Raw genomic sequence first — 21,947 nt, forward strand, 5'->3', positions numbered from 1 at the left:
CCTAATCGGCTCAGCTCACCGGGGTCAGCACGAACACCGGAATCTGGCGTTCGGTCTTCGTCTGGTACTCCGCGTAGTCCGGCCAGGCCGCGACGGCCCGCTCCCACCACACGGCTTTCTCGTCCCCGAACACCTCACGGGCGTCGTAGTCACGGGTGACCGAGCCGTCCTGCAGCTCGACCCGCGGGTTCTTGGCGATGTTGTAGTACCAGACCGGGTTCTTCGGGGCGCCGCCGAGCGAGGCGACGACGGCGTACTCGCCGTCGTGCTCGACTCGCATCAGCGGAGTCTTGCGCAGCTTGCCGGTCTTGGCTCCGACCGTGATCAGCAGAATGATGGGCTTGCCCTTCATGTCCGCTGCCTCGGCACCGCCGGATTCGGCGTACTTGTCGGCTTGTTCGCGGGACCAATCCCAGGGTGACGGTTCGTATTCTCCGGTAAGCGGCATGTCCACCACCTTAGGCCCGATCCAGCGCCACCGGCATGGCTCGCAGGCGGCCTGGACATCCGACATCAAGCCGGACGAACCACCGTATTTCTGGCGAGTTCGGCGATCGCATTCACGCGTCGCGTCGCCACCGCGATCTCGTCCGCGAACTCCTGGCGGCGCTTGGCCAGTTGCTCGCGATCGGAGCCGTCGACCAGCTCGCGATGGCGCGCCAGCCGCAGCGCCGTCTTGGAGAGTTCCATCGACCTCGACTCGGCGCTCGCGATTCTGCGCTGCAGCTCCCACTGTTTGCCCAACTCCAGACATTCGGCCAGGAAGGCGTTTTCGTCGAGTGACTCGTCCTCAAGGGCGGCCAGTCGGTCGGCCACGATGTGGTAGGCGTCCAGGAACGGCCGCAGCACCAAATGCGCCAACAGCAGATCGGCCGACTTCAGCAACCGTCGCACGTCGGCGGCCGCGGCGGCCTTACTGGTGTCCTCCACCGGTCCGATCAGGCGCACCTCATCGGCCAGCTCCTTCTCGAACTGGGCACGGCCGGAGAACAAGAACTCGAACTTGAGCAACTCACGCAAGCTCAGCGCCTCGTCGCGCACCGTCACCGGCGACACCATGCCGTCCGCGGAATTCTCGGCGTTTTCCACCGCCGCGAGCAACGCCGTTTCGGCGATCGCACGATCGACCAGGATGTGGATCGCGGTATTGCGGTAGAACGCCGCGACCAGGTGCTGGTCCTCGCCGATCCCCCAGACCGGTTCGGTGCCGGATTCATACACGCTGACCACCCCGGAGGCGACGAGCTGGTGCAAGGTCCACCGGATCGTCGAGCGGTTGGTCAGGTCCGCGGCCCCGGCGACCGCCCAGTTGCGTGCCGTGATGTAGCTGGCCAACGGTCGCACGGTCGCCAGCACCTCGCTGAGCGACAACGACCGGTCCGCGCCCAGCAACGCCAGGTTCACCACCGCAGTGGGAGTGACCGCTGTCGCGCGGTTGATCCGGTGTTCGACGTCCAGAGCGATGCGTTCGATTTCGGTGCCGGTCCCCGCTTCGTCGCCGCGCATTTCCTCGAGGCGTTTACGCAGCGGCAGCGGTTCGCCGAAGTCCAGGTAAGCACGACCGAGCCGCTTGCCTTGCTGGCGGGCCAAGCCGACCAGGAAGCGGAGGTCTTCGGGCCGCTTCTTCGCCCCGTAGGCCTCGGTGGTCATCGCCTCCACCTCGTGCAGCTGGTCGTACACGATCGAGGTCGGCACCAAATACACTTCGGGACCGTCGATTTCGTCGACGGCATCGGTGAGGTAGCGCAGAATGCCGAACACCGGAGGCCGCAGTTTGCCGGTCCGGGTACGGCCCCCTTCGATCGACCAGGTGAGGTTGGTGTGGTCTTGCACCAACTGCGCGGTGTAAGCGCGCAACACGAATCGGTAGACGGGAATGTCTTTGGTCTGGCGCCGGATGAAGATCGTTCCGGTGCGCTTGGCGAAGGCACCCATCGGGAAGAAATTCAGGTTGGCCCCGCCGAAGGTAAAGGCCGCCGACAGCCGGTTGGCCACGATCATTTCCGGCAGCAGCATGCCGTCCAAGTACGACCGGTGCGAAAAGGCAAAGGCCAGCGTCGCTTTGCGATCCAGTTTGCGCAGCTGCGTGATCTGATCCTCGTCGACCAGCACGTCGTAGGCGCGCATCAGCCAGCGGCTGAACCCGCGCCACCCCTGCACCGCCCGCTCGTCCAGCGAGGCCGCCATCTCGCGCAGATACCCCGCCGCCTCGGCGCGCACGTCGCCGGGGTCGCGGCCCAGCTCGTCGGCCAGCTTGGCCAGTTTCTCGTCGTACCACGGTGCGCCCAGCAATTGGGCCACGGCCGTCGGATCGGTCGACAGTGGCGTCACCGATTCAGTGATAATTCCACTGTGCTGCAACATCTTTCGCGCCCCAACGCGGCCGAGTTCACGCGCTGTCGCGAGCCGCCCCCCGCTCACGCCCGGTGCACCGTGGCGACGGATTCGGTTCTCGTCATTTCCGTAGCGTACGTCCGGTGTCGGGGGGCATGGAACACAATTCGCGATTTAGCGCAGCCGTCCGGCCTGCCCGATCGGCGGGCGCCGAGTACGTTCGGATCATGCGGCCCCGACCCGATACTGGCGCGAGTGACCTCACGCCACTCGAGCAGACCGCGTTGCTGACCCAATACGCGCGAGCACTGGACAGCCAATGGTCGCGGCCCATTCTCGGAGACTCGCTCGCCGCCGACATCGTCGACAAGATCGACTACGACTTCGCGGGACTCGGCGTCCCGGCCAGCGTGGTCTGCCAGACGGCGCTGCGCGCCAAGATGCTCGACGAACGGGTGCGGGCATTCACCGCCGAGCATCCGAACGCCGTCGTCGTCGATCTGGGCGCCGGGCTGGACTCGGGCCCGTTTCGGGTGCGCCCGCCCGCCACCGTCGACTGGTACAGCGTCGACCTGCCCGGAGTCAGCGCGCTGCGCCGCCAGCTGCTGCCGACCGGCACGCGAGCCCATGTGGTGACCGCGTCGGTGGCCGATCAAAGCTGGCCCAACACCATCCCCGCCGACCGGCCCGTGATGGTGATCGCCGACGGCCTGTTCGCGTTCCTGTCCGAGCCGGTGCTGATCGCCCTCTTTCGGCGCATCACCACGTATTTCACGTCCGGCGAACTGGCTTTCAACGACTACGGCCGCATCGGCTGGTTCTCCCGGCTCGCGGTGAGACTGGCACCGCAGCGCATGTTCGGCAGCGTCGGCGCCCAGTGGGGCTATCCGGGGTTCGAAGACCCGCGAGTGCCCGAACAATGGAATCCGGAGTTGAAGCTGGTCGACGAGGTCAGCCTGGCCCACCGACCCGAGGTTGAGCTGTTTCCGGGCTGGATTCGGTTCGCTACCAAGGTTTCCGGGCAGTTCGAGGTGTCCGCGCGCAAGGCCCGGATCTTGCGCTACCGGTTCTAGGCCGTGCTAGGCCGGATGGATGCCGCAGGTGCAGGCATCGATCGACGGACAGGTGCAGCTCATCCCCCACTCGATAACGGCCCGCGCCCGCGCCAGCGACGCCATTTGGTCGTCGATCTCGGCGAGTTTGGCCTCGGCCAGGGCGCGGCTGGCGGGGCGCCCCGGCGCATCGTCGGCGAACAACAGCTGGATTTCTTCCAGCGCGAAGCCGGCGGATTTGCACAGCCGAATGACCTCGAGACGGGCCAGGATCGAGTCGTCGTAGCGGCGCCGGCCGGCCAGCCGCGCCGGCGACGGCAGCAGGCCGATCTGCTCGTAGTAGCGCAGCGTCGTTGCGGCCACGCCGGCTTCGCGCGCGACCTCGCCGATCGTCAGCGTGGCCCGCGAGCGGGTGGTTGCCGCGGCAGCCATCGGGCCTCCCAGAATCACCGCACTTGACTTCGAGTCAACTCTAAGTCGTTGACTGGGACCATGCACAACAGCGCACTCGGCGATGCTCGCTACGCCCTGCTCCGGTCGTTCCGGCGCGACGGCACCCCCGCCGACACCCCGATCTGGTTCGCGATGGACGGCGACGCATTGGTGTTCCGCACCAAGGTGGGCCCCAAGACCAAGCGACTCACGGCCCGCCCCGACATCGAACTGCGGGCCTGCGACCACCGCGGCCGGGTTCGCGACGGTGCCGCGACGCTGGCCGGGCGCGCCACGCTGCTGTCGGGCGCCGATGCCGAACGGGCCAATCGGATCCTGCACCGGCGCTACGGCTGGCAGTGGAACATCGTCCCGCTGATCAAGGTGCCGGGCGTGACCAACGTGCACCAGAACCTGCCGCTGCCGGAGAAGCTGCGCCGGGCCCGCGCTCGCGGGGTCTGGGCCGACAGCGTCATCGTCCGGGTGCAGCTGTAGAACCCGGTCGAGCTTTAGCTGCCCAGGCAGCCCGGGCCGAGCAGTTCCTTCAAGTCGCCCATCAGCGCCGGCGACGGCGTCACCCGCAGCGACTGATCGAGCTCGAGCGTGGTGATCCGGTCTCCGCTGATCAGCCGCAGGTGCACCTGTGAGGTTCCCGGATGCCGCGCCAGCACCTGCTTGAGAGCGCTCACCTTGTCGATCGTGCACTGCCGGGTGGGCAGGCTGACCGCTATCGGCCGGTTCGGCTGAGCGTTGGAAAAGTCCGGCACCACAAGCTCATTGGCGATCAGCGAGATCCGGTCGTCGCGGATCGCGACCTTGGCGTTGACCAGCACCACCGCGTCGTCGACGATGTCGGCGCCGTAGGCCGAGTACGCGTGCGGGAAGAACATCACCTCGATGCCACCGGTGAGGTCTTCCAATTGGGCTGATGCCCAAGGCATTCCGTTCTTATTGACCCGCCGGTTCACCGAGGCCAGGATGCCGCCCACCCGCACCTGCGTCTCGTTGCTGACGTCGCCATCGAGGATCGCCGGGATTTGGGTGTCGACCTGAGCGGACAGCAGGTGCGCCACCCCGTTGAGCGGATGCCCGGATACGTAGAGCCCCAGCATTTCCCGTTCCAGGGCGAGTTTGTGCTTGTCTTCCCACTCGTCCTCGGGCACCCGGATCGTGAACGCCGCGTCGGCCGCGGCGTCGCCGCCGCCGAACAGGTCGAACTGGCCTATCGCCTCGGCCTTCTTGGTGCCCAGCACCGAATCGACGGCATCGGTGTGCACCAGAAACAGCCCCTTGCGGGCGTGCCCCAACGAGTCGAATGCGCCCGCCTTGATCAGCGATTCGGTGACCTTCTTGTTGCAGGCCGAGACGTCAATCTTGTTCAGGTAGTCCGAGAAATCGGTGAATTTGCTTTTCTCACTGCGGGTTTTGATCAGCGAGCCCACCACGTTGGCGCCGACATTGCGCACCGCGCCCAGCCCGAAGCGGATGTCCTTTCCGACCGACGCGAAGTTGACCAGGGACTCGTTGACGTCCGGCGGCAGCACCGTGATGCCGAGCTTGCGGCAGTCGGCCAGGTAGACCGCGGCCTTGTCCTTGTCGTCGCCCACCGATGTCAACAGTCCGGCCATGTACTCGGCCGGGTAGTTGGCCTTCAAATAGGCGGTCCAGTAAGAGACCAGGCCGTAGCCGGCGGCGTGCGACTTGTTGAACGCGTACCCGGCGAACGGAAGAATAGTGTCCCACAACGCTTTCACCGCTCTTTCGGAGAAACCGTTGGCGGTCATGCCTTCCTGGAAGCCCTTGTACTCCGCCTCGAGCACCTCGAGCTTCTTCTTGCCCATCGCCTTGCGCAGCGCGTCGGCCTTACCCATCGTGTAGGAGGCGACCTTCTGGGCGATGAACATGATCTGCTCTTGGTAGACGATCAGGCCGTGGGTCTCGGCCAGGATCTCGCGCAGCGGTTCCTCGAGCTCGGGGTGGATCGGCTTGACGGCCTGGCGGGCGTTCTTGCGGTCGGCGTAGTCGTTGTGGGCGTTCATGCCCATCGGCCCCGGCCGGTACAGCGCCAGCACGGCGACGATGTCGTTGAACTCGGTCGGCTGCATCCGGCGCAGCAGGTCGCGCATCGGCCCGCCATCGAGCTGGAACACACCCAGCGTGTCGCCGCGGCCCAGCAGTTCGTAGGTGGCCTTGTCGTCGAGCGGCACCGACTCCAGGTCGAGGTCAATTCCCCTGTTGGCCTTGATGTTTTCCAGCGCGTCGCCGATGATCGTCAGGTTGCGCAGGCCCAGGAAGTCCATCTTCAGCAGGCCGATGGCCTCACACGACGGGTAGTCCCAGCCGGTGATGATGGCGCCGTCCTGCGGCCGCTTCCACAACGGGATGGCCTCGGTCAGCGGCTCGCTGCTCATGATCACCGCGCACGCGTGCACGCCGGCGTTGCGGATCAGGCCCTCCAGGCCGCGGGCCGTCTGGTAGATGGTGCGCACGTCCGGGTCGGTCTCGATCAGGCTGCGCACCTCGGACGCTTCCTTGTACCGCTCATGGGCCGGGTCGGTGATGCCCGACAGCGGGATGTCCTTGGCCATGATCGGCGGCGGCAGCGCTTTGGTGATCCGGTCGGCGATCGCAAACCCGGGCTGCCCGTAATGGATCCGGGCTGAGTCCTTCAGTGCCGCTTTGGTTTTAATCGTGCCGAAGGTGATGACCTGGGCGACGCGGTCGGAGCCCCACTTGTCGGCGGCGTAGCGCACCATCTCGCCTCGGCGACGGTCGTCGAAGTCGATATCGATGTCGGGTGCCGACGGACGCTCCGGGTTGAGGAACCGCTCGAACAGCAGACCGTGCGGAATCGGGTCGATGTTGGTGATGCCCATTGCGTAGGCGACCAGCGAACCCGCCGCCGACCCACGGCCGGGCCCGACGCGGATATCGACCGAGCGTGCGTAGTTGATCAGGTCGGCGACGATCAAGAAGTAGGCCGGAAAACCCTTGTCGCAGATGACCTTGATCTCGAATTCGGCCCGGTCGAGGTAGTCCTGGGCGACACCGGACGGGAAGCGCCGCTGTAGTCCCGCCATCACCTCGTGGTGCAGCCAGGTCCCCTGGTCGTGCCCTTCGGGCACCGGGAAGACCGGCATCCGGTCGCGCGGCGCCCATACGTCGGCGTAGGACTGCACCCGCTCGGCGATCAGCAGCGTGGAGTCACAGGCGCCGGGAACCTCGCCGTCCCAGATCTTGCGCATGTCGGCGGCCGACTTCAGGTAGTAGCCGTCGCCGTCGAACTTGAAGCGGTTCGGGTCCGACAGCGTCTTGCCGGTCTGCACGCACAGCAGCGCCTCGTGGTTGTGGGCGGCATCGCGGGTGACGTAGTGGCAGTCGTTGGTGGCCAGCGGCGGGATGCCGAGCTTGCGGCCGATCTCCAGCAGACCCTCGCGGACCCGCGTCTCGATGGACAGCCCGTGGTCCATCAGCTCCAGGAAGAAGTTGTCGGCACCGAAGATCTCGCGCCACTTGGCGGCCGATTCCAGCGCTTCGCGGTCATGTCCTAGCCGAAGCCGCGTCTGCACCTCGCCCGATGGGCACCCGGTGGTGGCGATGATGCCCTCGGAGTTTTCGGCGATCAGCTCGGCGTCCATCCGCGACCACTTGCCCAGCTGGCCCTCGAACGAGGCCAAGGACGACAGCTTGAATAAGTTGCGCAAGCCGGTGGCGTTCTCGGCCACCATCGTCATGTGGGTGTAGGAACCGCTACCCGAGACGTCGTCGGACTTCTGGCCGGGGTCGCCCCACAGAATCCGCTTGGTGTCGAAACGCGAGGCCGGCGCGATGTAGGCCTCGACGCCGATGATCGGCTTGATCCCGACCTTGGTCGCCGCGGTGTAGAACTCGCTGGCGCCGAACATGTTTCCGTGGTCGGTCATTCCGACCGCGGGCATCTCCAGCCGCTCGACCTCGGCCAGCATCGGCGTGATCTTCGCGGCACCATCGAGCATCGAATACTCGGTGTGGTTGTGCAGGTGCACGAAGGACGACTGGTTCATAGGCACGCCAGTCTATGACCGACTACCGACGCTTCCTCGGCGTGTCGCGCATGTGTGTCTGCGAATTATCCGTACAACTCGACGAAGTTCTTCAGCGACTTCTCGACGTCGCCCTTGACGGCGCGCGCCGCCGCCGATCCGACCGGGCCGAACAGCGCCCGACCGCCCAGCTCAAGCCGCAAACCGAGGATCGATCCGTCGCCGGTGGGCCGCACGGTCAGGGTGACGCCGTATTTGGTTCCGCCCTTGCCCGAACCCGACATCGCGATCTCATGCGGCGGGTCCCAGCTGGTCACCGTCCAGGTGACGCGGTTGCGCATGCCCTTGGCCCGCGCCACGCCGATGATCTGAATGCCTTCGGCGATCTCGTCGGGCAGTTCGCTGCGCCACCCCTCATGCATCGTCAGCCAGTCACCCAGGTCCGACAGATCCGAGACGTGCTCCCACATGTCCTGCGGGCTCATCGGGACGTCGGCGGTCAGCTCCACAGCGGCCATCAAGCCAACCTAGCCCGACGGCCGGCTGCGGCGATGTGCGCTCACGCTTTGGGTGTGCACTCAGGACAGCGTGGATGCACACTCGCCGCCATAGGTGCACACTCGCGGCCCGGGAGGCGCCGCTAGTGGCTGGGCCCGCCGCGGAATCGGTTGCCGATCCGGATCGCCGGCAACAGCAAGCTGCGTGGCGTGTACCTGCCGCCGTTGCTGACGACCTTGGGCACGACGCCGGGGACGACGGTGCGCTTGCCGGACAGCATCCCGTCGATCGCCGCTTCGGCGACATCGGCCGGCGAGACTTGGGCTAGGGGCACGCTGAATCGCTTGGCGTTGGCGATCTCGGCCCACTCGGTGGGTACGGGGCCCGGGCACAGCGCCGTGACCGACACGCCCGTCCCGTGCAGCTCTTCGTGGACGGCTTCGGAGAAGGTCTGCACAAAGGCCTTGGTCGCCGAATACACCGCCATGAAGGGCAGCGGCTGAAACGCGGCGATCGACGCGATGTTCATCACCGCTCCGGCGCCGCGCTCGACCATGCCGGGCAGCGCCGCATGCGTGAGTTCCATCAACACGAGCGCATTGAGGGTGACCTCTTCACTCTCGCGTTCGACCGGCAACTCGTAGAAGACCCCGCTGGTGCCGAACCCGGCGCTGTTGCACAGGCCCGCGATCGGTTCGCTGCGCAGACGGCCGGCCAATTTCGCGCGCGCTTTGCTGTCGCTGAGGTCCAACGGCAATACCTCGATCGCGACCGAATGTTCTTCTCCCACATCGTTGGCGATCTCGTCGAGACGCTCGCGCCGCCGCGCGACGAGCAACAGCGGGAAGCCGCGGCGGGCCAGGCCGCGAGCCAGTTCGGCGCCGATCCCCGAGGAGGCGCCGGTGATGACGACGGTCGTCTGATCGCCGGATTTCGGAAGGCTCATCGCGTCACCAATGAATTCCGCGAGTCGCTTGCACGAACGTCTCGCTTCTTCTGTCGAATTCCGCTGTGCTGGTGGAGGATTCGTCGCCCTTGGCGGCGTGTGAGTCGTCGAACATGCCGAACGCCCGGTTGCGCACGCGATCCATCACCGCCGGGTTCACGGCGTCGGCGACGGCGGCGAACTGCCCGAACGGCGAGCTGGCCCGCCGCGGCCGGTGCACGATCGCGTCGGTGATCACCCCGGCCGCCTGATCCGGCGTCAACGCGGGGAATTTGTCGTACATCTTGGTCGGGCTGATCATCGGCGTTCGCACCAACGCCATGTGCACCGTGGTGAACTTGACGTCGTCGTTGACCACTTCGGCTTGCAGTGCATCGCAGAGACTGTCCAGCGCGGCCTTGCTGGCGATGTAGGCACCGAAACGCGGTGCGCGGGTCTGCACGCCGACCGAGGAGACGTTGACGATGTGCCCGAAACCGCGCTCGCGCATGCCGGGGATGAACTTGAGGATGAGCTGGACCGCGCCCAGGTAGTTCAACTGCATGGTCCGCTGGTAGTCGTGAATCCGGTCGTAGGAAAGTGCCAGCGAGCGCCGGATGGAGCGGCCCGCGTTGTTGATCAGGATGTCTACTCCACCAAGCTCGTTGAGCACCTTGTCGGCCATCGCGGCGATGGCATCCATGTCCGACAGGTCGCACGGGTAGACGTGAGCGACGCCGCCGCGGATCGCTCGGATTTCGGAGGCGACCTGTTCGAGGTTTTCCGGGGTGCGGGCCACCAGCACCACCGCGCCGCCGGCTTCGGCGATTTTCTTCGCCGCGGCCGCCCCGATGCCCGACGATCCGCCGGTGATGAGCACGGTTTTTCCGTCGACGGCCTCGCCGAGGCTGTGGCCTTGCACCGCGTCAAGCAGATTCCTCAGATAGAACGGTCGATATCGCCCGGCCGAGTTGGGGGTATTGATGATGTTGGAGACCACGGCAAATGGCTTTTCCACCAAGTTCGTTAAGTCACCAAGGTTCATCGGTTGTCGCTCCTTACGGCGGATGGTGTGACGTGGGTCATACTGCCAACCTAGGGCATTACGCGGCGGCGACGAACTGATGGCCGGCACCTGAACGAGGCGAGCCGTCTCACCCAGCAGCCGAAGATGCGGCTACCCGCCGGCAATCGGCTTGTTACGTCGGGCAATCCGAGCGTGATCGCTGACTAACTGAAGGGCAACGCCGAAATGGTCCGCTGGTTACATGAAACTCTCGGCAACGTTCCGCAAGTTGGAGCCGACAACCATCTACCACCGGATCGGCGGGCACGAGGCACTCGAAGTCGTCGTCGACGACTTCTACGTGCGCGTGCTCGCCGACGCCCAACTGTCCGGCTTCTTCACCGGAACGAACATGAACCGCCTCAAAGGCAAGCAGGTGGAGTTCTTCGCGGCCGCTCTCGGCGGACCGGAGCCCTACCTGGGTGCCCCGATGAAACAAGTGCATCAGGGTCGCGGCATCACGATGCACCACTTCAGCTTGGTGGCCGGGCATTTGGCCGATGCGCTGGCCGCGGCGGGAGTTCCGCCGAAAACGGTGACGGACATCCTCAGCGCCGTCGCACCGCTGGCACCCGAGATCGCATCCGGCGAGGCCGGCGCCACCGCGCTCTGAGCGGCGCAGCCCAGATGAATTTGGCGCCGCGCGGGCGTGTCGCGCGCGGTGATCGGGGCGCACCCGGTAGTCAGCACGTATGAGGCCGATCGCAGTCATCACCGCGGCACTGATGGTGGGCGCGTGCAGCGCTCCGACCAACCACCCGGCGTCCAGCCCGCCGTCCGCGCCGCCCACCAGCGCCAGCCCCGCTCCGACGCCGGCGGCGGTCGACTGCACCAAACCGGCGAACTCCGCGCAGCAGCTGATCTGCACCGACTCGCATCTCTTCGACCTCGAGCGACAGCTGCAGGTCGCCTACCGACAGGCGGCGGCCCGCCCCGGCACGGATCAGTCCGCGCTGACGGCCGCGCAGGCCAGCTTTGCGACCGGCCGCGATGACTGTGCCCGCAATGCCGATATCCACACCTGTGTGCTGGAGGCGTATCAGACCCGGCTGGTCCAGTTGGCCATCGCCGACCCCGCCACGGCGGCCCCGCCGGTCATCAGCTACCACTGCCCCGCCCAATTCGGCCCGCTGACCGCTCAGTTCTACAACCAGTTCGCCCCGCCGACAGCGGTGCTCAACTGGAAAGGCACCCAGGAGATTCTGTTCGTGCTGCCGTCCGGCAGCGGTGCGCGATACGGGCGACAGGACGCCGAATACTGGGAGCACCAGGGCGAGGTAACACTTGACTTCAATGGCACCAAGTTCGTCTGTTCCACGTCCTGATGCCCCACAATGCCTAGCGTGGGCCCCACATTCGAAGATCTGATCGCAGAAGCCAATTCGGTATCCGTCGATGGCTGGGATTTCTCCTGGCTGGACGGCCGCGCGACCGAGGAACGACCGTCGTGGGGCTACCAACGGCTGATCAGCCGTCACTTCGCTGCAGTGTCGGCCGCGCTGGACCTGCAGACCGGTGGCGGCGAAGTGCTCGCCGGCGCCGGACCTTTCCCGCCCACCATGGCCGCCGTCGAGTCTTGGCCGCCGAACGTCCCGCTGGCGACCAAGCTGCTGCACCCGCGCGGTGTGGTGGTGGTGGCCACGCCGGACGAGTCGGTCATGCCGTTCGCCGACGAGGCGTTCGACCTGGTGACCAGCCGGCATCCGCACACGCTGTGGTGGCCCGAGATCGCCCGGGTGTTACGGCCCGGCGGCCACTACCTCGCTCAACACATCGGCCCCGAGACGGTGGCCGAGTTGGTCGAGCACTTCATCGGACCGCAGCCGGAGGCATGGGCGCTGCGGCATCCGGACAACGAAAGCGCGGCGGCGCGCGCGGCCGGGCTGGAGATTGTCGGTATGCGTCCGGAGCGACTCCGGCAGGAGTACTTCGATATCGGGGCCGTGGTGTACTTCCTGCGCAAGGTGATTTGGACGGTTCCAGACTTCACCGTCGAGCGCTACCTCGATCGGCTGCGCGAGCTGCACGAACGCATCGAAGCCGAGGGGCCCTTCGTCGCGCACGCCACGCGGGTCCTCGTCGAGGCCCGCAAACCGACTGCCGGGTGACCCGATGCGGCGGCCGTTCAAGGAGTTGGTGGCCGAAGCCGTCGCGGCACCCGTGGTGGGCTGGGACTTCTCCTGGCTCGACGGCCGCGCCACCGAAGAGCGCCCCTCCTGGGGCTACCAGCGGCTGATCAGCGCTCGGCTCGCCGCGGTATCGGCCGCCCTGGACATCCACACCGGAGGCGGTGAGGTGCTCGGCGGCGTGCCGACGTTCCCGCCGACGATGGCGGCGACCGAGTCGTGGCCGCCCAACGCGGCGCTGGCCGCCCGGCGATTGCATCCGCGCGGCGTGGTGGTGGTCCAGGTCCGCCACGAGCCCCCGCTGCCGTTCGCCGCCGAGGCCTTCGACCTGGTGACCAGCCGGCATCCCATCGCCGTGTGGTGGAGCGAGATCGCCCGGCTGTTGCGGCCCGGCGGCACCTACTTCGCGCAGCACCCCGGGCCGGCGACGGTGTCCGAGCTGGTCGAATTCGTGATGGGTCCGCACCCCGCGCTGGGCGCCCACCTCGAGCCGGCCGTGCAGCGCGCCGACGCGCACGCCGCCGGGTTGCAGATCGTGGACATGCGCATGGAGAAGTTGCGAGCGGAGTTCTTCGACATCGGCGCGGTGGTCTACTTCTTGCGCAAGCTGATCTGGACGGTGCCGGACTTCACCGTCGAGCCCTACTACGGGCGACTGCGCGCACTGCACGACGTCATCGAGGCCGACGGTCGGTTCGTCACGCACCCCACGCGGGTTCTGGTCGAGGCCCGCAAGCCCGGCTGATCAGCCGTCGTCGCGCAGGACGCCCAACGCGTGCTGCAGGTCGGCCGGGTACGGGCTGACGAATTCCACCCATCGCCCGTCGGCCGGATGAGCGAATGCCAGCGACCGCGCGTGCAGCCATTGACGTTCCAGGCCAAGCGATTTCGCGAGCTTCGGATCGGCGCCGTAGACGAGGTCTCCACAACAGGGATGGTGCAAAGCGGCGAAATGCACCCGAATCTGGTGAGTACGACCGGTTTCCAGGTGTACGTCGAGCAGACTGGCGGCGACAAACGCTTCCACGGTGTCGTAGTGGGTGATGCTGTGCCGGCCGTCCTGGGTGACCGCGAACTTCCACTCCCCGCCGCGATGCCGACCGATCGGCGCGTCGATGGTCCCGCTGGACGGGTCCGGATGTCCTTGCACCAGAGCGTGATAACGCTTGTCGACGGTGCGCTGTTTGAACGCCCGCTTGAGCAGGGTGTACGCCCGCTCGGAGAGCGCGACCACCATCACCCCGGAGGTGCCCACGTCGAGGCGGTGCACGATGCCCTGCCGCTCGTGCACTCCCGAGGTGGTGATCCGGTAGCCCGCGGCGGCCAGGCCGCCGAGCACGGTGGGCCCGCTCCAACCCACCGAGGCGTGCGCCGCCACCGCCGCCGGCTTGTCGACCACGACGATGTCGTCGTCGGAGTACAGGATCGTCATGCCCTCGATGTCGACCGGGGTGTTCTCCAGCGGTGCCGGCGCCGCGGGCAACCGCACCTCCAGCCAGGCGCCGGGTGTCAAACGGTCAGACTTCCCCGCCTGCACACCGTCCAGCTCGACGCCGCCGTCCTCGGCGATGGCCGCCACCGCGCTGCGGGACAGCCCCAGCAGGCGCGACAACCCGGCATCGACACGCATGCCCGCCAATCCCTCCGGAACGAGCATCGAGCGGTCGGTCATTTGGGTTGGTCGGCCTGATCGCGGCCCTCGTCGCCCGCCCCGCCGGCATCACGAGTGGCCCCGCCGGCCCTACGCCGTCCCACGGCGTCGAAATCGTAGCCGAACACCGACAGCACCACGAGCAGGATCGCGCCGCCGACCACCGAGGGGTCGGCGACGTTGAACACCGGCCACCAGCCGATCGACAAAAAGTCCACGACATGGCCGCGCAGCGGTCCCGGTGCGCGGAAGAAACGATCGACCAAGTTGCCCGTCGCGCCGCCGAGGATCATGCCGAGGCCCACCGCCCACCACGGCGATACCAGCCGCCGGCCCATCCAGAAGATGCCGATCACCACACCGGTGGCGATCAGCGTCAACACCCAGGTGTATCCGGTCGCCATCGAGAAGGCGGCCCCCGAATTGCGCACCAAAGTCCAGGTCACGGTGTCGCCGATGATCGAGACCGGCTGCCCGGGGGGCAGCAGTCTGACGGCGAGCACTTTGGTCACGATGTCCAGCGCCAGCACGACGGCCGCCACCGACAGCAGCAACCGCAGCCGCCTCGGAGCGGACTGCGGCGCCGGGGCTTCCGGTGCTACCACTTCCCCGGACGTCGCAGCCTCCCCCGCTGACGTCACCGGCTCGGCCGATCCTGTTGTTTCTTCGGGCACCTCCCCATCATCCCCTAGCACCCGGCTCGGCCGGGTGCGGCCTCGCCGCCCCGGCGCGTGCGGGATGATTCGTCTATGGGTCGTCTCACCGTCATCGCCACCGGCGGCACGATTTCGACCAGCACCGGAGCCGACGGCGTGCGCCGCCCCAGCCGCAGCGGATCCGACCTCACCGCCGGCCTCGACGTCGACGTCGTCGACCTGATGGCCGTGGACAGCTCGGAGCTGACGACGGACGACTGGGACCGGATCGGCGACGCCGTGCGGGCCGCAGTCGCCGGCGGTGCCGAGGGCGTGGTCGTCGCGCACGGCACCGACACCATGGAGGAGAGCCTGCTCTGGCTCGAGCTCACCTATACGGGTGACGTGCCGGTCGTGTTGACCGGGGCGATGCGCAGCGCCGACGCCCCCGACTCCGACGGCCCCGCCAATCTGCGCGACGCGCTGGCGCTGGCGGCCAGCCCGGCCGCCCGCGGCCTCGGCGTGCTGCTGTCCTTCGCGGGCCGGGTGTGGCAGCCGCTGGGCCTGCACAAGGTGGCCACCCAGGATTTGAGCGGCTTCGCCGGCGAGCTGGTCGGCACGATCGCGGGCGGAGTGACGCTGACCGGCGCCAAGACCCGCCCCTTTGTCGGCGAGCTGCGGGCCGCCGACGCGCCGCGGGTCGACATTGTCGCGGCCTATCTGGGCAGTGACTCGGTGGCCCTGGACGCGTTCGTGGCCGCCGGAGCGCGTGCCGTCGTGCTGGAGGCGCTGGGCTCGGGCAATGCCGGGGCCGCGGTGGTCGACGGTGTGCGGCGACACTGCGCCAACGGAATCGTCGTCGCGGTGTCCACCCGAGTACCCGGCGGCGGCGTCAGCGCGGGCTACGGCCCCGGCCACGACCTGGTCGAGGCCGGCGCCGTGATGGTGCCGCGGTTGCGCCCGCCGCAGGCCCGGGTGCTGCTGATGGCCGCGCTGGCCGCGCGGTTACCGGTCCGCGATGTCATCGCCCGCTGGGGCTGACGTATCGCCGGTGGGCTCCTCGGCGCGCAGCGCGTCCGCGTAGTCCGGCCAGTCCAGGGAATCGATCGGGTTGGCGCCGGCGAGATCGGCGGTGCCGGCAGCGAACGTCCGGGCCAGGCCCGGCCCGGAACTCCGGGTTTCGAACCGAACGGTGACCACGCCATGGCCGGCGCCCTGCACCCAGCCGTGCCCGAGTTCGGGGTGCTCGACGTCGTCGCCGATCCGCCACGGCGAGGCGTCCGGGGCCGGCGCGAACATCGCCTCGGTCGCGGTTTCGACCGAATGCTGTGCCTCCGATTCCGGCGCCGCGAGCTCCAGGTCGGGAAACAGCGACTCCTGGCGCACATCGCTCAACCCCGAAAACCCCACGCCGAGTAGACGAATCGGGCCGATCTCGCGCGGATCGAGCAGCAGTCGCCGGGCCACCGCGCCCAGCGCGCCGGCCTCGGTCGTCGCGTAGGGCAAGGTCGCCGAGCGGGTCAGCGTGCTCATGTCGGACTTCTTGAGCTTCACCGTGACGGTGCGTGCGCCACGGCCGTCGCGCAGTAGGCGCTGATGCGCATGCTCGGCGATCGGGTCGATCGCTTCGTGCAGCTGCTCGAGGCTGGTCAGGTCGACGGCGAAGGTGGATTCGGCGCTGATCTGCTTGGCTTCGGCGCGCTCGGCGACGGGGCGGTCGTCGATGCCGCGCGCCAGCCGGTGTAGCGCCGGCCCGACCGTCGCGCCCAGGATGTTGGCGACCTCGGCGTCGGTCAACGCGGCCAGCTGCCCGATCGTCTCGATGCCGAGCCGATTCAGCTTCTCCTCGGCGACCGGGCCGATGCCCCACAGCCGCCGCACCGGCAACCCGTCGAGCAGCAATCGCTCCTCGGCGCGCCGGACCACCCGAATTCCGTCGGGCTTCGCCAGCCCGGAGGCGATCTTGGCGATCTGCTTACCCGAGCCCGCGCCGACCGAGGCGATCAACCCGGTCTCCTCGCGGACTCGTCGTCGCAACCCCTCGCAGAACTCCTCGACGTCGTCGGCCGACGCACCGGCGAGCTGCAGCGGCTCCCCGAACGCCTCGTCGAAGGACAGCTGCTCGACGACCGGCACCACGGCGCGCACCGTGTCGAACACCCGCCGGCTGGCGAGCCCGTACACCACCCCGCGCGGCGGCAGCACCACCGCCGTCACGCCGATCATGCGGCGGGCCTGATGCATCGGCATGGCCGAGCGCGCCCCGAACACCCGCGCCTCGTAGCTCGCGCCGGCCACCACTCCCCGGCCACCCAACCCGCCGACCAGCACCGGCCGGCCGCGCAGGGTCGGCCTGGTCAGCTGCTCGACAGAGGCGAAGAACGCGTCCATGTCCAGGTGCAGGACCCAACGCGACTCCATCCGATAAATGCTATTGCGCTACTGGGCTAACGTTTTCCACATGGCCATGAACCTCGCGCACCGACGGATCTGCAGCTCGGACCGCTGGGCTAAGGCAGTCGAAGACGATCTGCTGCCCTGGGCCCTGCGCGACGTAGACCTGGGCGACAACACCCTCGAGATCGGGCCCGGCTACGGCGCCATCCTGCGGGTGCTGGTCGACAAGACGCCGAAGCTGACGTCGGTGGAGATCGACACCCCGATGGCGCAGCGACTGCAGCGGCTGTACGGCGACCGGGCGCGAATCATCAACTACGACGCCACCAAGACCGGGTTGCCGGCCGACGAGTTCAGCTCGGTGGTGTCGTTCACGATGCTGCACCACGTCCCGACCGTCGAACTGCAAGACCGGTTGTTCGCCGAGGCTTTTCGGGTGCTGCGGCCCGGCGGCGTTTTCGCCGGCAGCGACAGCGTGACGTCGCTGCGATTCCGGATTCTGCATTTCCGCGACACCTGCAACACCGTCTCGCCGGACACTCTGCCGGATCGCTTGCGCGCGGCGGGATTTGGCTACGTCGAGGTCGAGGTCCGCGGCGGCCGGCTGCGCTGGCGCGCGGTCAAACTCGCGGCCTAGTTGGCGAGTTGTTGCGGCTGTTCTTTCGCCCATTCGATGTAGCGGTCGATTCCTTCCCAGATGCCGACCTTCGGTGCAAACCCGATGCTGCGCGCCAGGGCGATGCTGGCGGGGAATCGGCTCACTTCGCCCGGTCGGGCGGGCCCGTTGACCACTTGAGTGCCGAATTTCGCAGCGATGTATTCGGCGATGTCGCGGACCCGCGTATTCGTGCCGCTGGCGAAGTTGATGGCGCGGCCCTTGAGGTCCGGGGTGTCGAGCACCAGCCGGTAGGCGTCCACCGCGTCGCTGACGTGGAGGTAGTCCCGGGTGGCGCAGCCGTCGCCGAAGACGGTGAGGTCCTGTCCCGCGATGGCGCGACGCACCAGGATCGGAATCAGCGCGCCGAAGGCCCCGCTCTTCTGTCGCTCACCAAAGATGTTGAACGGACGGACCATCGCGACGTCCATGCCGTAGGAGCGAAAGTACGAGTAACAGAGCCGGTCGGCGCCGGCCTTGGAGGCGGCGTACGGACTGTTGGGTCTCAGTTCGGCCGCTTCGTCGAGCAACGCATCCGGGCCCAGCAGGTGCCCGTCCCCGTACACCTCACACGTCGACGCGAAGATGACTCGCGACCCGTGTTCGCGCGCGGCCTCCAGAACGTGGTGCGTGCCCATCACATTGGTCTCGAGAAAGCTTCGCGGATCGTCAAGTGATTTGTCTACGTTGACGTTTGCCGCCAGGTGGAAAATGACGTCGTGGTCGCGCACCGTCTTGCGGACCACTTCCCGATCGGTGACGGAGCCGAACACGATGTCCGCCGATTCGTTCTCCTCGAAAATGCGCAGATTTCGTTTGGCAGCAACGGACAACGTGTTGAGGACGGTCACGTGGTGTCCCAGCGCAAGCAAGGCTTCGGACAGATGACTGCCCTGGAAACCCGCTCCCCCGGTTACGAGAATTCTCACTGTATGGCACTCCCGGTTATTGCCTGTACGTAGAGTGTCAACCATCCAGACCGGCCACCCATGCGTTTTGAACAGCCCAATCGGACCAGTTTTCGAGGAACAAGGAACGCCACGTGTGTTCGTCGTATGCCGCTGTCGACGCTTCTGAACTCGAGCAGCAGGTCGCATCGTGGTCGGCCCACCCCGCGCTGGCCGAGCTGGTCGGGCTGTTCGGCGGCACGGTTCCCGACGGCCTGAGCTTGAGCGACCGGTTGGCGTTCCTCGACGAGTTCAGCAACGCCTGGGACTACCGGGGTAAGGCCCGCGCCGCCGCGGCGGAACGGCTCAGCAGCCAGGACGCCGCCGGGGCGGCCCGTTGGCTGATCCCCCGGTTGACCCTGCCCGTCCCGCAGCTGGACCGCATCGAGACGGCGGCGATCGCGTTGGGCGTGATGCACGAAACCACACCCGAGGGAACAGATTTCGATCACATCCTGGTGATCGGCGGCGCGCGATACACCAACGCACTTCGCGCGGGCTATGCGCGCGAGATGGCCGGCGGCCGGCGCATCGGCCACGTCGTGCTGGCCGCCGCGTCCCGGCCGGTGCTCGATTCGGAGCAGGACGCCATCGACGCGTGCGCGCCGGGTGCCCGCACCGAATTCGAGCTGATGACCGCGGGCGCAGCCGACGCGTTCGGGCTCGACACCCGCGAGCTGATGGAGTACACCCGCGAGCGGGTCGGCCGGCCCCAGGGGGACGAGACGGTATGGCGCTTCGCACCGGACAGCAACGAACTCGGGGTGCCGATCACGCTGCTCGAGACGCCGTCGCCGGACCCGGACCGTCGCCGGGCTAACTCCGCGGACACCTACGCCTTCGCCGCGCGGACGGTCGGCATGCGCGGCTCGTCATGTCTGATGGTGACCGGCCAACCCGTGGGCCGCTACCTGCACTTCGAGGCGCTGCGCTCGCTGGCGCTGCCGTTCGGGATACGAGTGGAATCAGCAAGTTTCGGCGTCGACCGCTACAACCGGCTCGGCGAAAAAGACGAGCAGCATCACGCCAAAGTGCTGCAAGAGGTCCGCTCGGCGATTCGGTCCGCCCGCGGGCTGGTCGAACAGCTCACGCGGTGATGGTGCACGGCGACGACGCCGGGAAGGTCCCCGACACCGGTCGCGGACGCCCCGCCGGAGGCCACGGCTGCAGCCCCAGGTTGGCGAGATAGCGCACCGGACTGGTGTGTACACCGTCGACGCGAACCTCGAAATGCAAGAAGCCGTCCCGGGATTGGACCTCCGGGCCCAGGGAGCCGACCCGTGCTCCAGCGGCCAGCCGATCGTCGACCGCGACGCGGAGGTCGTCGCCCGGGCGAAACACGTAGACGGTGTCGAGGTCGTCGCGCGAGACGGTCACCGATCGAAGCCCGCTGTCGTCGAGATCGTGGACGGCCGAGACGGTTCCTGAGGTCACCGCGTGGATCGGGGTGCCGGGATCCGCGGCGAAGTCGACGCCGGGATGAAACTTCGCGGACCGGCGCCCGTAGCCGGAACCGAGCGCCAGGCTGGCCCGGTCGATGGGTAGGCGGATGCCCGGCTCGGCCGGGTCGAAGTCGCCACGCACCCGCCGCTGGTAGTCGGCCTTGAGCAGGTCGATTTCCTCGTACGCGTAGCCGAACAGCAGGGCGCGGTCGTACGGCACGCCGTAGTTCATCTCGGAGTCCGGGTCGATCTTGCGGTAATGCTCGACCTTGCCGATCCGCTCTGCCAGGGTGGCCCACCCGGTGTGGTGCAACCTGATCTCGTTCACCAGGCCGATGCGGCCGTGCTCGGTGATGTTGGCGGGCCAGTGCGGGTTGTGGATCAGCCGGGTTCCGGCGCGCAGCCCGGGCCGCCAGCGCCAAAACGGCCCGCGCACCGATTCCGCCGTTCCCATGACGGGGATCATCTGTGGGTAATCCGGGTCGTTCCAGGCCGGGATCATCGGGCACATCAGCGCCGCAACGTCATCCGGCGTGTGCTGCAGAACCTCGCGGATGTCGACGTCGGCCTCGACGATTTGGTCGGAGTCGATCATCACGATCCAGTCCGGTCGGCAGAAATCGGCCATCCGGTACAGCAGTTCCAGCCCGGGTGGTTCGGGGATCAGCCACGGCGTGCGCGGCAGATCGAAGCGGGCCCGCACCAGGTTGGTCACCGCCTGGTGCTGGCGCAGGATCTCCGCGCTGTTATCGGTGCTGCGATCGTCGATCGCGTAGATGTCGTCACACCAGCCGGACAGGGCGTCCAGGACCCGAGGCAATACGTCCGCACCGTTGTGCACCCGGAACACACCCAGAATCCGCAACAATGCCTCCGTCTCAGCTTCGTTACCGGACGCTACCCGAATCGCTTGCTGACAGCGGGCTTTCAGCATCAAGGGGTAAGACGGAGAGATGCCCACTGTGTCGACTGAACCCTCGCCTTCTTCCGACCGCCAGCCGCACCTGCTCCGTGACGTCGCGGAGTCGTTCGGAGTGGACGCCGATCGGTACGACCGGGCCAGGCCCCGGTATCCCGACGCTTTGATACAACGCGTCATCGCCGCAAGCCCGGGCACCGAGTTCCTGGACGTCGGCTGCGGTACCGGAATCGGAGCGCGGCAGTACACGGCGGCCGGCGTCACGGTGCTCGGCGTCGACCCGGACGCCCGGATGGCCGAGGTTGCCCGTCGGACCGGGATCGAGGTCGAGATCGGCAACTTCGAAACCTGGGACCCGCGCGACCGGACTTTCGACGCGGTCGTCGCCGGGCAGGCCTGGCACTGGGTGGACCCCGTGCGGGGTGCGGCCAAGGCCGCACAGGTGCTGCGGCCACACGGGCTGCTGGCGCTGTACTGGCATGTCTTCGATCCACCCAGCGAGGTGGCCCAGCCTTTCGACGACGTCCTCGCGCGCGTGGCGCCCGACGGTCCGCTGCAGACGCCTGGCTTCGGACTGCAAGAGGCAAATGTCAAAAGGGCGGTGGAGGGCATTCGGGCCGCCGGCGGCTTCACCGAACCCGAGCAGTGGCGCTTCGAATGGCAGCGGCGGTACACGCGCGACGAATGGCTGGACCATCTGGCCACCACCGGCCAACTCACCCTGCTCGGGCCGGAGGAGATCGCAGCGGTGCGAGAAGTCGTCGGAGGCGTCATCGACTCGATCGGCGGCAGCTTCACGATGGACTACGTCACCCTGGCGACCGCCGCCCAGATTTAACTCCCCGC

General features: G+C 67.5%; 22 protein-coding genes. 10 read left to right on the forward strand and 12 right to left on the reverse strand.

Annotated features, from left to right (window positions below; translation table 11 throughout):
- Positions 1-10: 10 nt before the first annotated feature.
- Positions 11-448: a nitroreductase family deazaflavin-dependent oxidoreductase gene (locus tag LMQ14_RS15690; protein WP_267730491.1), complete on the reverse strand. Its 438-nt coding sequence runs from the start codon at positions 446-448 to the stop codon at positions 11-13.
- 65 nt (positions 449-513) lie between these two features.
- Positions 514-2,364, reverse strand: a complete 1,851-nt coding sequence (locus tag LMQ14_RS15695; RefSeq protein WP_267730492.1) for a lysophospholipid acyltransferase — start codon at positions 2,362-2,364, stop codon at positions 514-516.
- A gap of 197 nt (positions 2,365-2,561) precedes the next feature.
- On the opposite strand from LMQ14_RS15695, the gene LMQ14_RS15700 reads away from it, so the two are divergent.
- Positions 2,562-3,407: a class I SAM-dependent methyltransferase gene (locus LMQ14_RS15700; RefSeq protein WP_267730493.1), complete on the forward strand. Its 846-nt coding sequence runs from the start codon at positions 2,562-2,564 to the stop codon at positions 3,405-3,407.
- Positions 3,408-3,413: 6 nt separating this feature from the next.
- Here LMQ14_RS15700 and LMQ14_RS15705 read toward each other — a convergent pair whose 3' ends face one another.
- Complete coding sequence (locus tag LMQ14_RS15705; RefSeq protein ID WP_267730494.1) at positions 3,414-3,818, reverse strand: MerR family transcriptional regulator; 405 nt, start codon at positions 3,816-3,818, stop codon at positions 3,414-3,416.
- A gap of 60 nt (positions 3,819-3,878) precedes the next feature.
- Here LMQ14_RS15705 and LMQ14_RS15710 point away from each other — a divergent pair, with 60 nt between their 5' ends.
- Positions 3,879-4,313 (forward strand): PPOX class F420-dependent oxidoreductase, encoded by a 435-nt coding sequence (locus LMQ14_RS15710; RefSeq protein ID WP_267730495.1) that lies wholly within the window; start codon positions 3,879-3,881, stop codon positions 4,311-4,313.
- Positions 4,314-4,327: 14 nt separating this feature from the next.
- Here the strand turns inward: LMQ14_RS15710 and dnaE are convergent, their stop codons facing one another.
- The 4 genes from dnaE to LMQ14_RS15730 all read right to left on the reverse strand — a co-directional run bounded on the left by dnaE (position 4,328) and on the right by LMQ14_RS15730 (position 10,308).
- Positions 4,328-7,861 carry a DNA polymerase III subunit alpha gene (gene dnaE / locus LMQ14_RS15715; protein ID WP_267730496.1) on the reverse strand — a complete coding sequence of 1,178 codons (3,534 nt, stop codon included), beginning with the start codon at positions 7,859-7,861 and terminating at the stop codon, positions 4,328-4,330.
- Positions 7,862-7,926: 65 nt separating this feature from the next.
- Entirely contained in the window at positions 7,927-8,358 is a 432-nt protein-coding gene (locus tag LMQ14_RS15720) for an SRPBCC family protein (RefSeq protein ID WP_267730497.1), read from the reverse strand.
- A gap of 122 nt (positions 8,359-8,480) precedes the next feature.
- On the reverse strand, positions 8,481-9,284 hold the full coding sequence (locus LMQ14_RS15725) for an SDR family NAD(P)-dependent oxidoreductase (RefSeq protein WP_267730498.1): 804 nt from the start codon (positions 9,282-9,284) through the stop codon (positions 8,481-8,483).
- Positions 9,285-9,288: 4 nt separating this feature from the next.
- Positions 9,289-10,308 carry an SDR family NAD(P)-dependent oxidoreductase gene (locus LMQ14_RS15730; RefSeq protein WP_267730499.1) on the reverse strand — a complete coding sequence of 340 codons (1,020 nt, stop codon included), beginning with the start codon at positions 10,306-10,308 and terminating at the stop codon, positions 9,289-9,291.
- A 223-nt stretch (positions 10,309-10,531) separates the two neighbouring features.
- Here LMQ14_RS15730 and LMQ14_RS15735 point away from each other — a divergent pair, with 223 nt between their 5' ends.
- The 4 genes from LMQ14_RS15735 to LMQ14_RS15750 all read left to right on the forward strand — a co-directional run bounded on the left by LMQ14_RS15735 (position 10,532) and on the right by LMQ14_RS15750 (position 13,200).
- Entirely contained in the window at positions 10,532-10,942 is a 411-nt protein-coding gene (locus tag LMQ14_RS15735) for a group I truncated hemoglobin (protein ID WP_267730500.1), read from the forward strand.
- A 79-nt stretch (positions 10,943-11,021) separates the two neighbouring features.
- The gene (locus LMQ14_RS15740) at positions 11,022-11,654 is read left to right on the forward strand and encodes an MliC family protein (RefSeq protein WP_267730501.1); all 633 of its coding nucleotides are present in this window, start codon (positions 11,022-11,024) and stop codon (positions 11,652-11,654) included.
- 18 nt (positions 11,655-11,672) lie between these two features.
- A complete protein-coding gene (locus LMQ14_RS15745) occupies positions 11,673-12,437 on the forward strand; it encodes a class I SAM-dependent methyltransferase (protein WP_267730502.1) in 765 nt (254 codons plus the stop codon).
- 4 nt (positions 12,438-12,441) lie between these two features.
- Positions 12,442-13,200: a methyltransferase domain-containing protein gene (locus tag LMQ14_RS15750; protein WP_267730503.1), complete on the forward strand. Its 759-nt coding sequence runs from the start codon at positions 12,442-12,444 to the stop codon at positions 13,198-13,200.
- Here the strand turns inward: LMQ14_RS15750 and LMQ14_RS15755 are convergent, their stop codons facing one another.
- Together LMQ14_RS15755 and lspA are read right to left on the reverse strand one after the other, a co-directional pair.
- Positions 13,201-14,127, reverse strand: a complete 927-nt coding sequence (locus LMQ14_RS15755; RefSeq protein WP_267730504.1) for an RluA family pseudouridine synthase — start codon at positions 14,125-14,127, stop codon at positions 13,201-13,203. It abuts the gene before it with no gap.
- Complete coding sequence (gene lspA, locus LMQ14_RS15760; RefSeq protein ID WP_267730505.1) at positions 14,124-14,780, reverse strand: signal peptidase II; 657 nt, start codon at positions 14,778-14,780, stop codon at positions 14,124-14,126. Before lspA ends, LMQ14_RS15755 begins: the two co-directional genes overlap by 4 nt.
- Before the next feature lie 75 nt (positions 14,781-14,855).
- Here lspA and LMQ14_RS15765 point away from each other — a divergent pair, with 75 nt between their 5' ends.
- A complete protein-coding gene (locus tag LMQ14_RS15765; RefSeq protein ID WP_267730506.1) occupies positions 14,856-15,782 on the forward strand; it encodes an asparaginase in 927 nt (308 codons plus the stop codon).
- Here LMQ14_RS15765 and LMQ14_RS15770 read toward each other — a convergent pair.
- Positions 15,747-17,162: a DNA polymerase IV gene (locus LMQ14_RS15770; RefSeq protein ID WP_267730507.1), complete on the reverse strand. Its 1,416-nt coding sequence runs from the start codon at positions 17,160-17,162 to the stop codon at positions 15,747-15,749. The two genes, LMQ14_RS15765 and LMQ14_RS15770, sit on opposite strands and share 36 nt — an antisense overlap.
- A 40-nt stretch (positions 17,163-17,202) precedes the next feature.
- Here LMQ14_RS15770 and LMQ14_RS15775 point away from each other — a divergent pair, with 40 nt between their 5' ends.
- Positions 17,203-17,775, forward strand: a complete 573-nt coding sequence (locus tag LMQ14_RS15775; RefSeq protein ID WP_267730508.1) for a class I SAM-dependent methyltransferase — start codon at positions 17,203-17,205, stop codon at positions 17,773-17,775.
- On the opposite strand, the gene LMQ14_RS15780 is transcribed toward LMQ14_RS15775, so the two are convergent.
- Entirely contained in the window at positions 17,772-18,722 is a 951-nt protein-coding gene (locus LMQ14_RS15780) for a dTDP-glucose 4,6-dehydratase (RefSeq protein WP_267730509.1), read from the reverse strand. The two genes, LMQ14_RS15775 and LMQ14_RS15780, sit on opposite strands and share 4 nt — an antisense overlap.
- 113 nt (positions 18,723-18,835) lie before the next feature.
- On the opposite strand from LMQ14_RS15780, the gene LMQ14_RS15785 reads away from it, so the two are divergent.
- Positions 18,836-19,837, forward strand: coding sequence for a hypothetical protein (locus LMQ14_RS15785; RefSeq protein ID WP_267730510.1), 1,002 nt, complete (start codon positions 18,836-18,838; stop codon positions 19,835-19,837).
- On the opposite strand, the gene LMQ14_RS15790 is transcribed toward LMQ14_RS15785, so the two are convergent.
- Positions 19,827-21,047, reverse strand: a complete 1,221-nt coding sequence (locus LMQ14_RS15790; RefSeq protein ID WP_267730511.1) for a peptidoglycan DD-metalloendopeptidase family protein — start codon at positions 21,045-21,047, stop codon at positions 19,827-19,829. The two genes, LMQ14_RS15785 and LMQ14_RS15790, sit on opposite strands and share 11 nt — an antisense overlap.
- Before the next feature lie 88 nt (positions 21,048-21,135).
- On the opposite strand from LMQ14_RS15790, the gene LMQ14_RS15795 reads away from it, so the two are divergent.
- Entirely contained in the window at positions 21,136-21,939 is an 804-nt protein-coding gene (locus LMQ14_RS15795) for a class I SAM-dependent methyltransferase (RefSeq protein ID WP_267730512.1), read from the forward strand.
- Positions 21,940-21,947 lie beyond the last annotated feature (8 nt).

The organism is Mycobacterium sp. Aquia_213, from assembly GCF_026625985.1.
Classification (GTDB): domain Bacteria; phylum Actinomycetota; class Actinomycetes; order Mycobacteriales; family Mycobacteriaceae; genus Mycobacterium.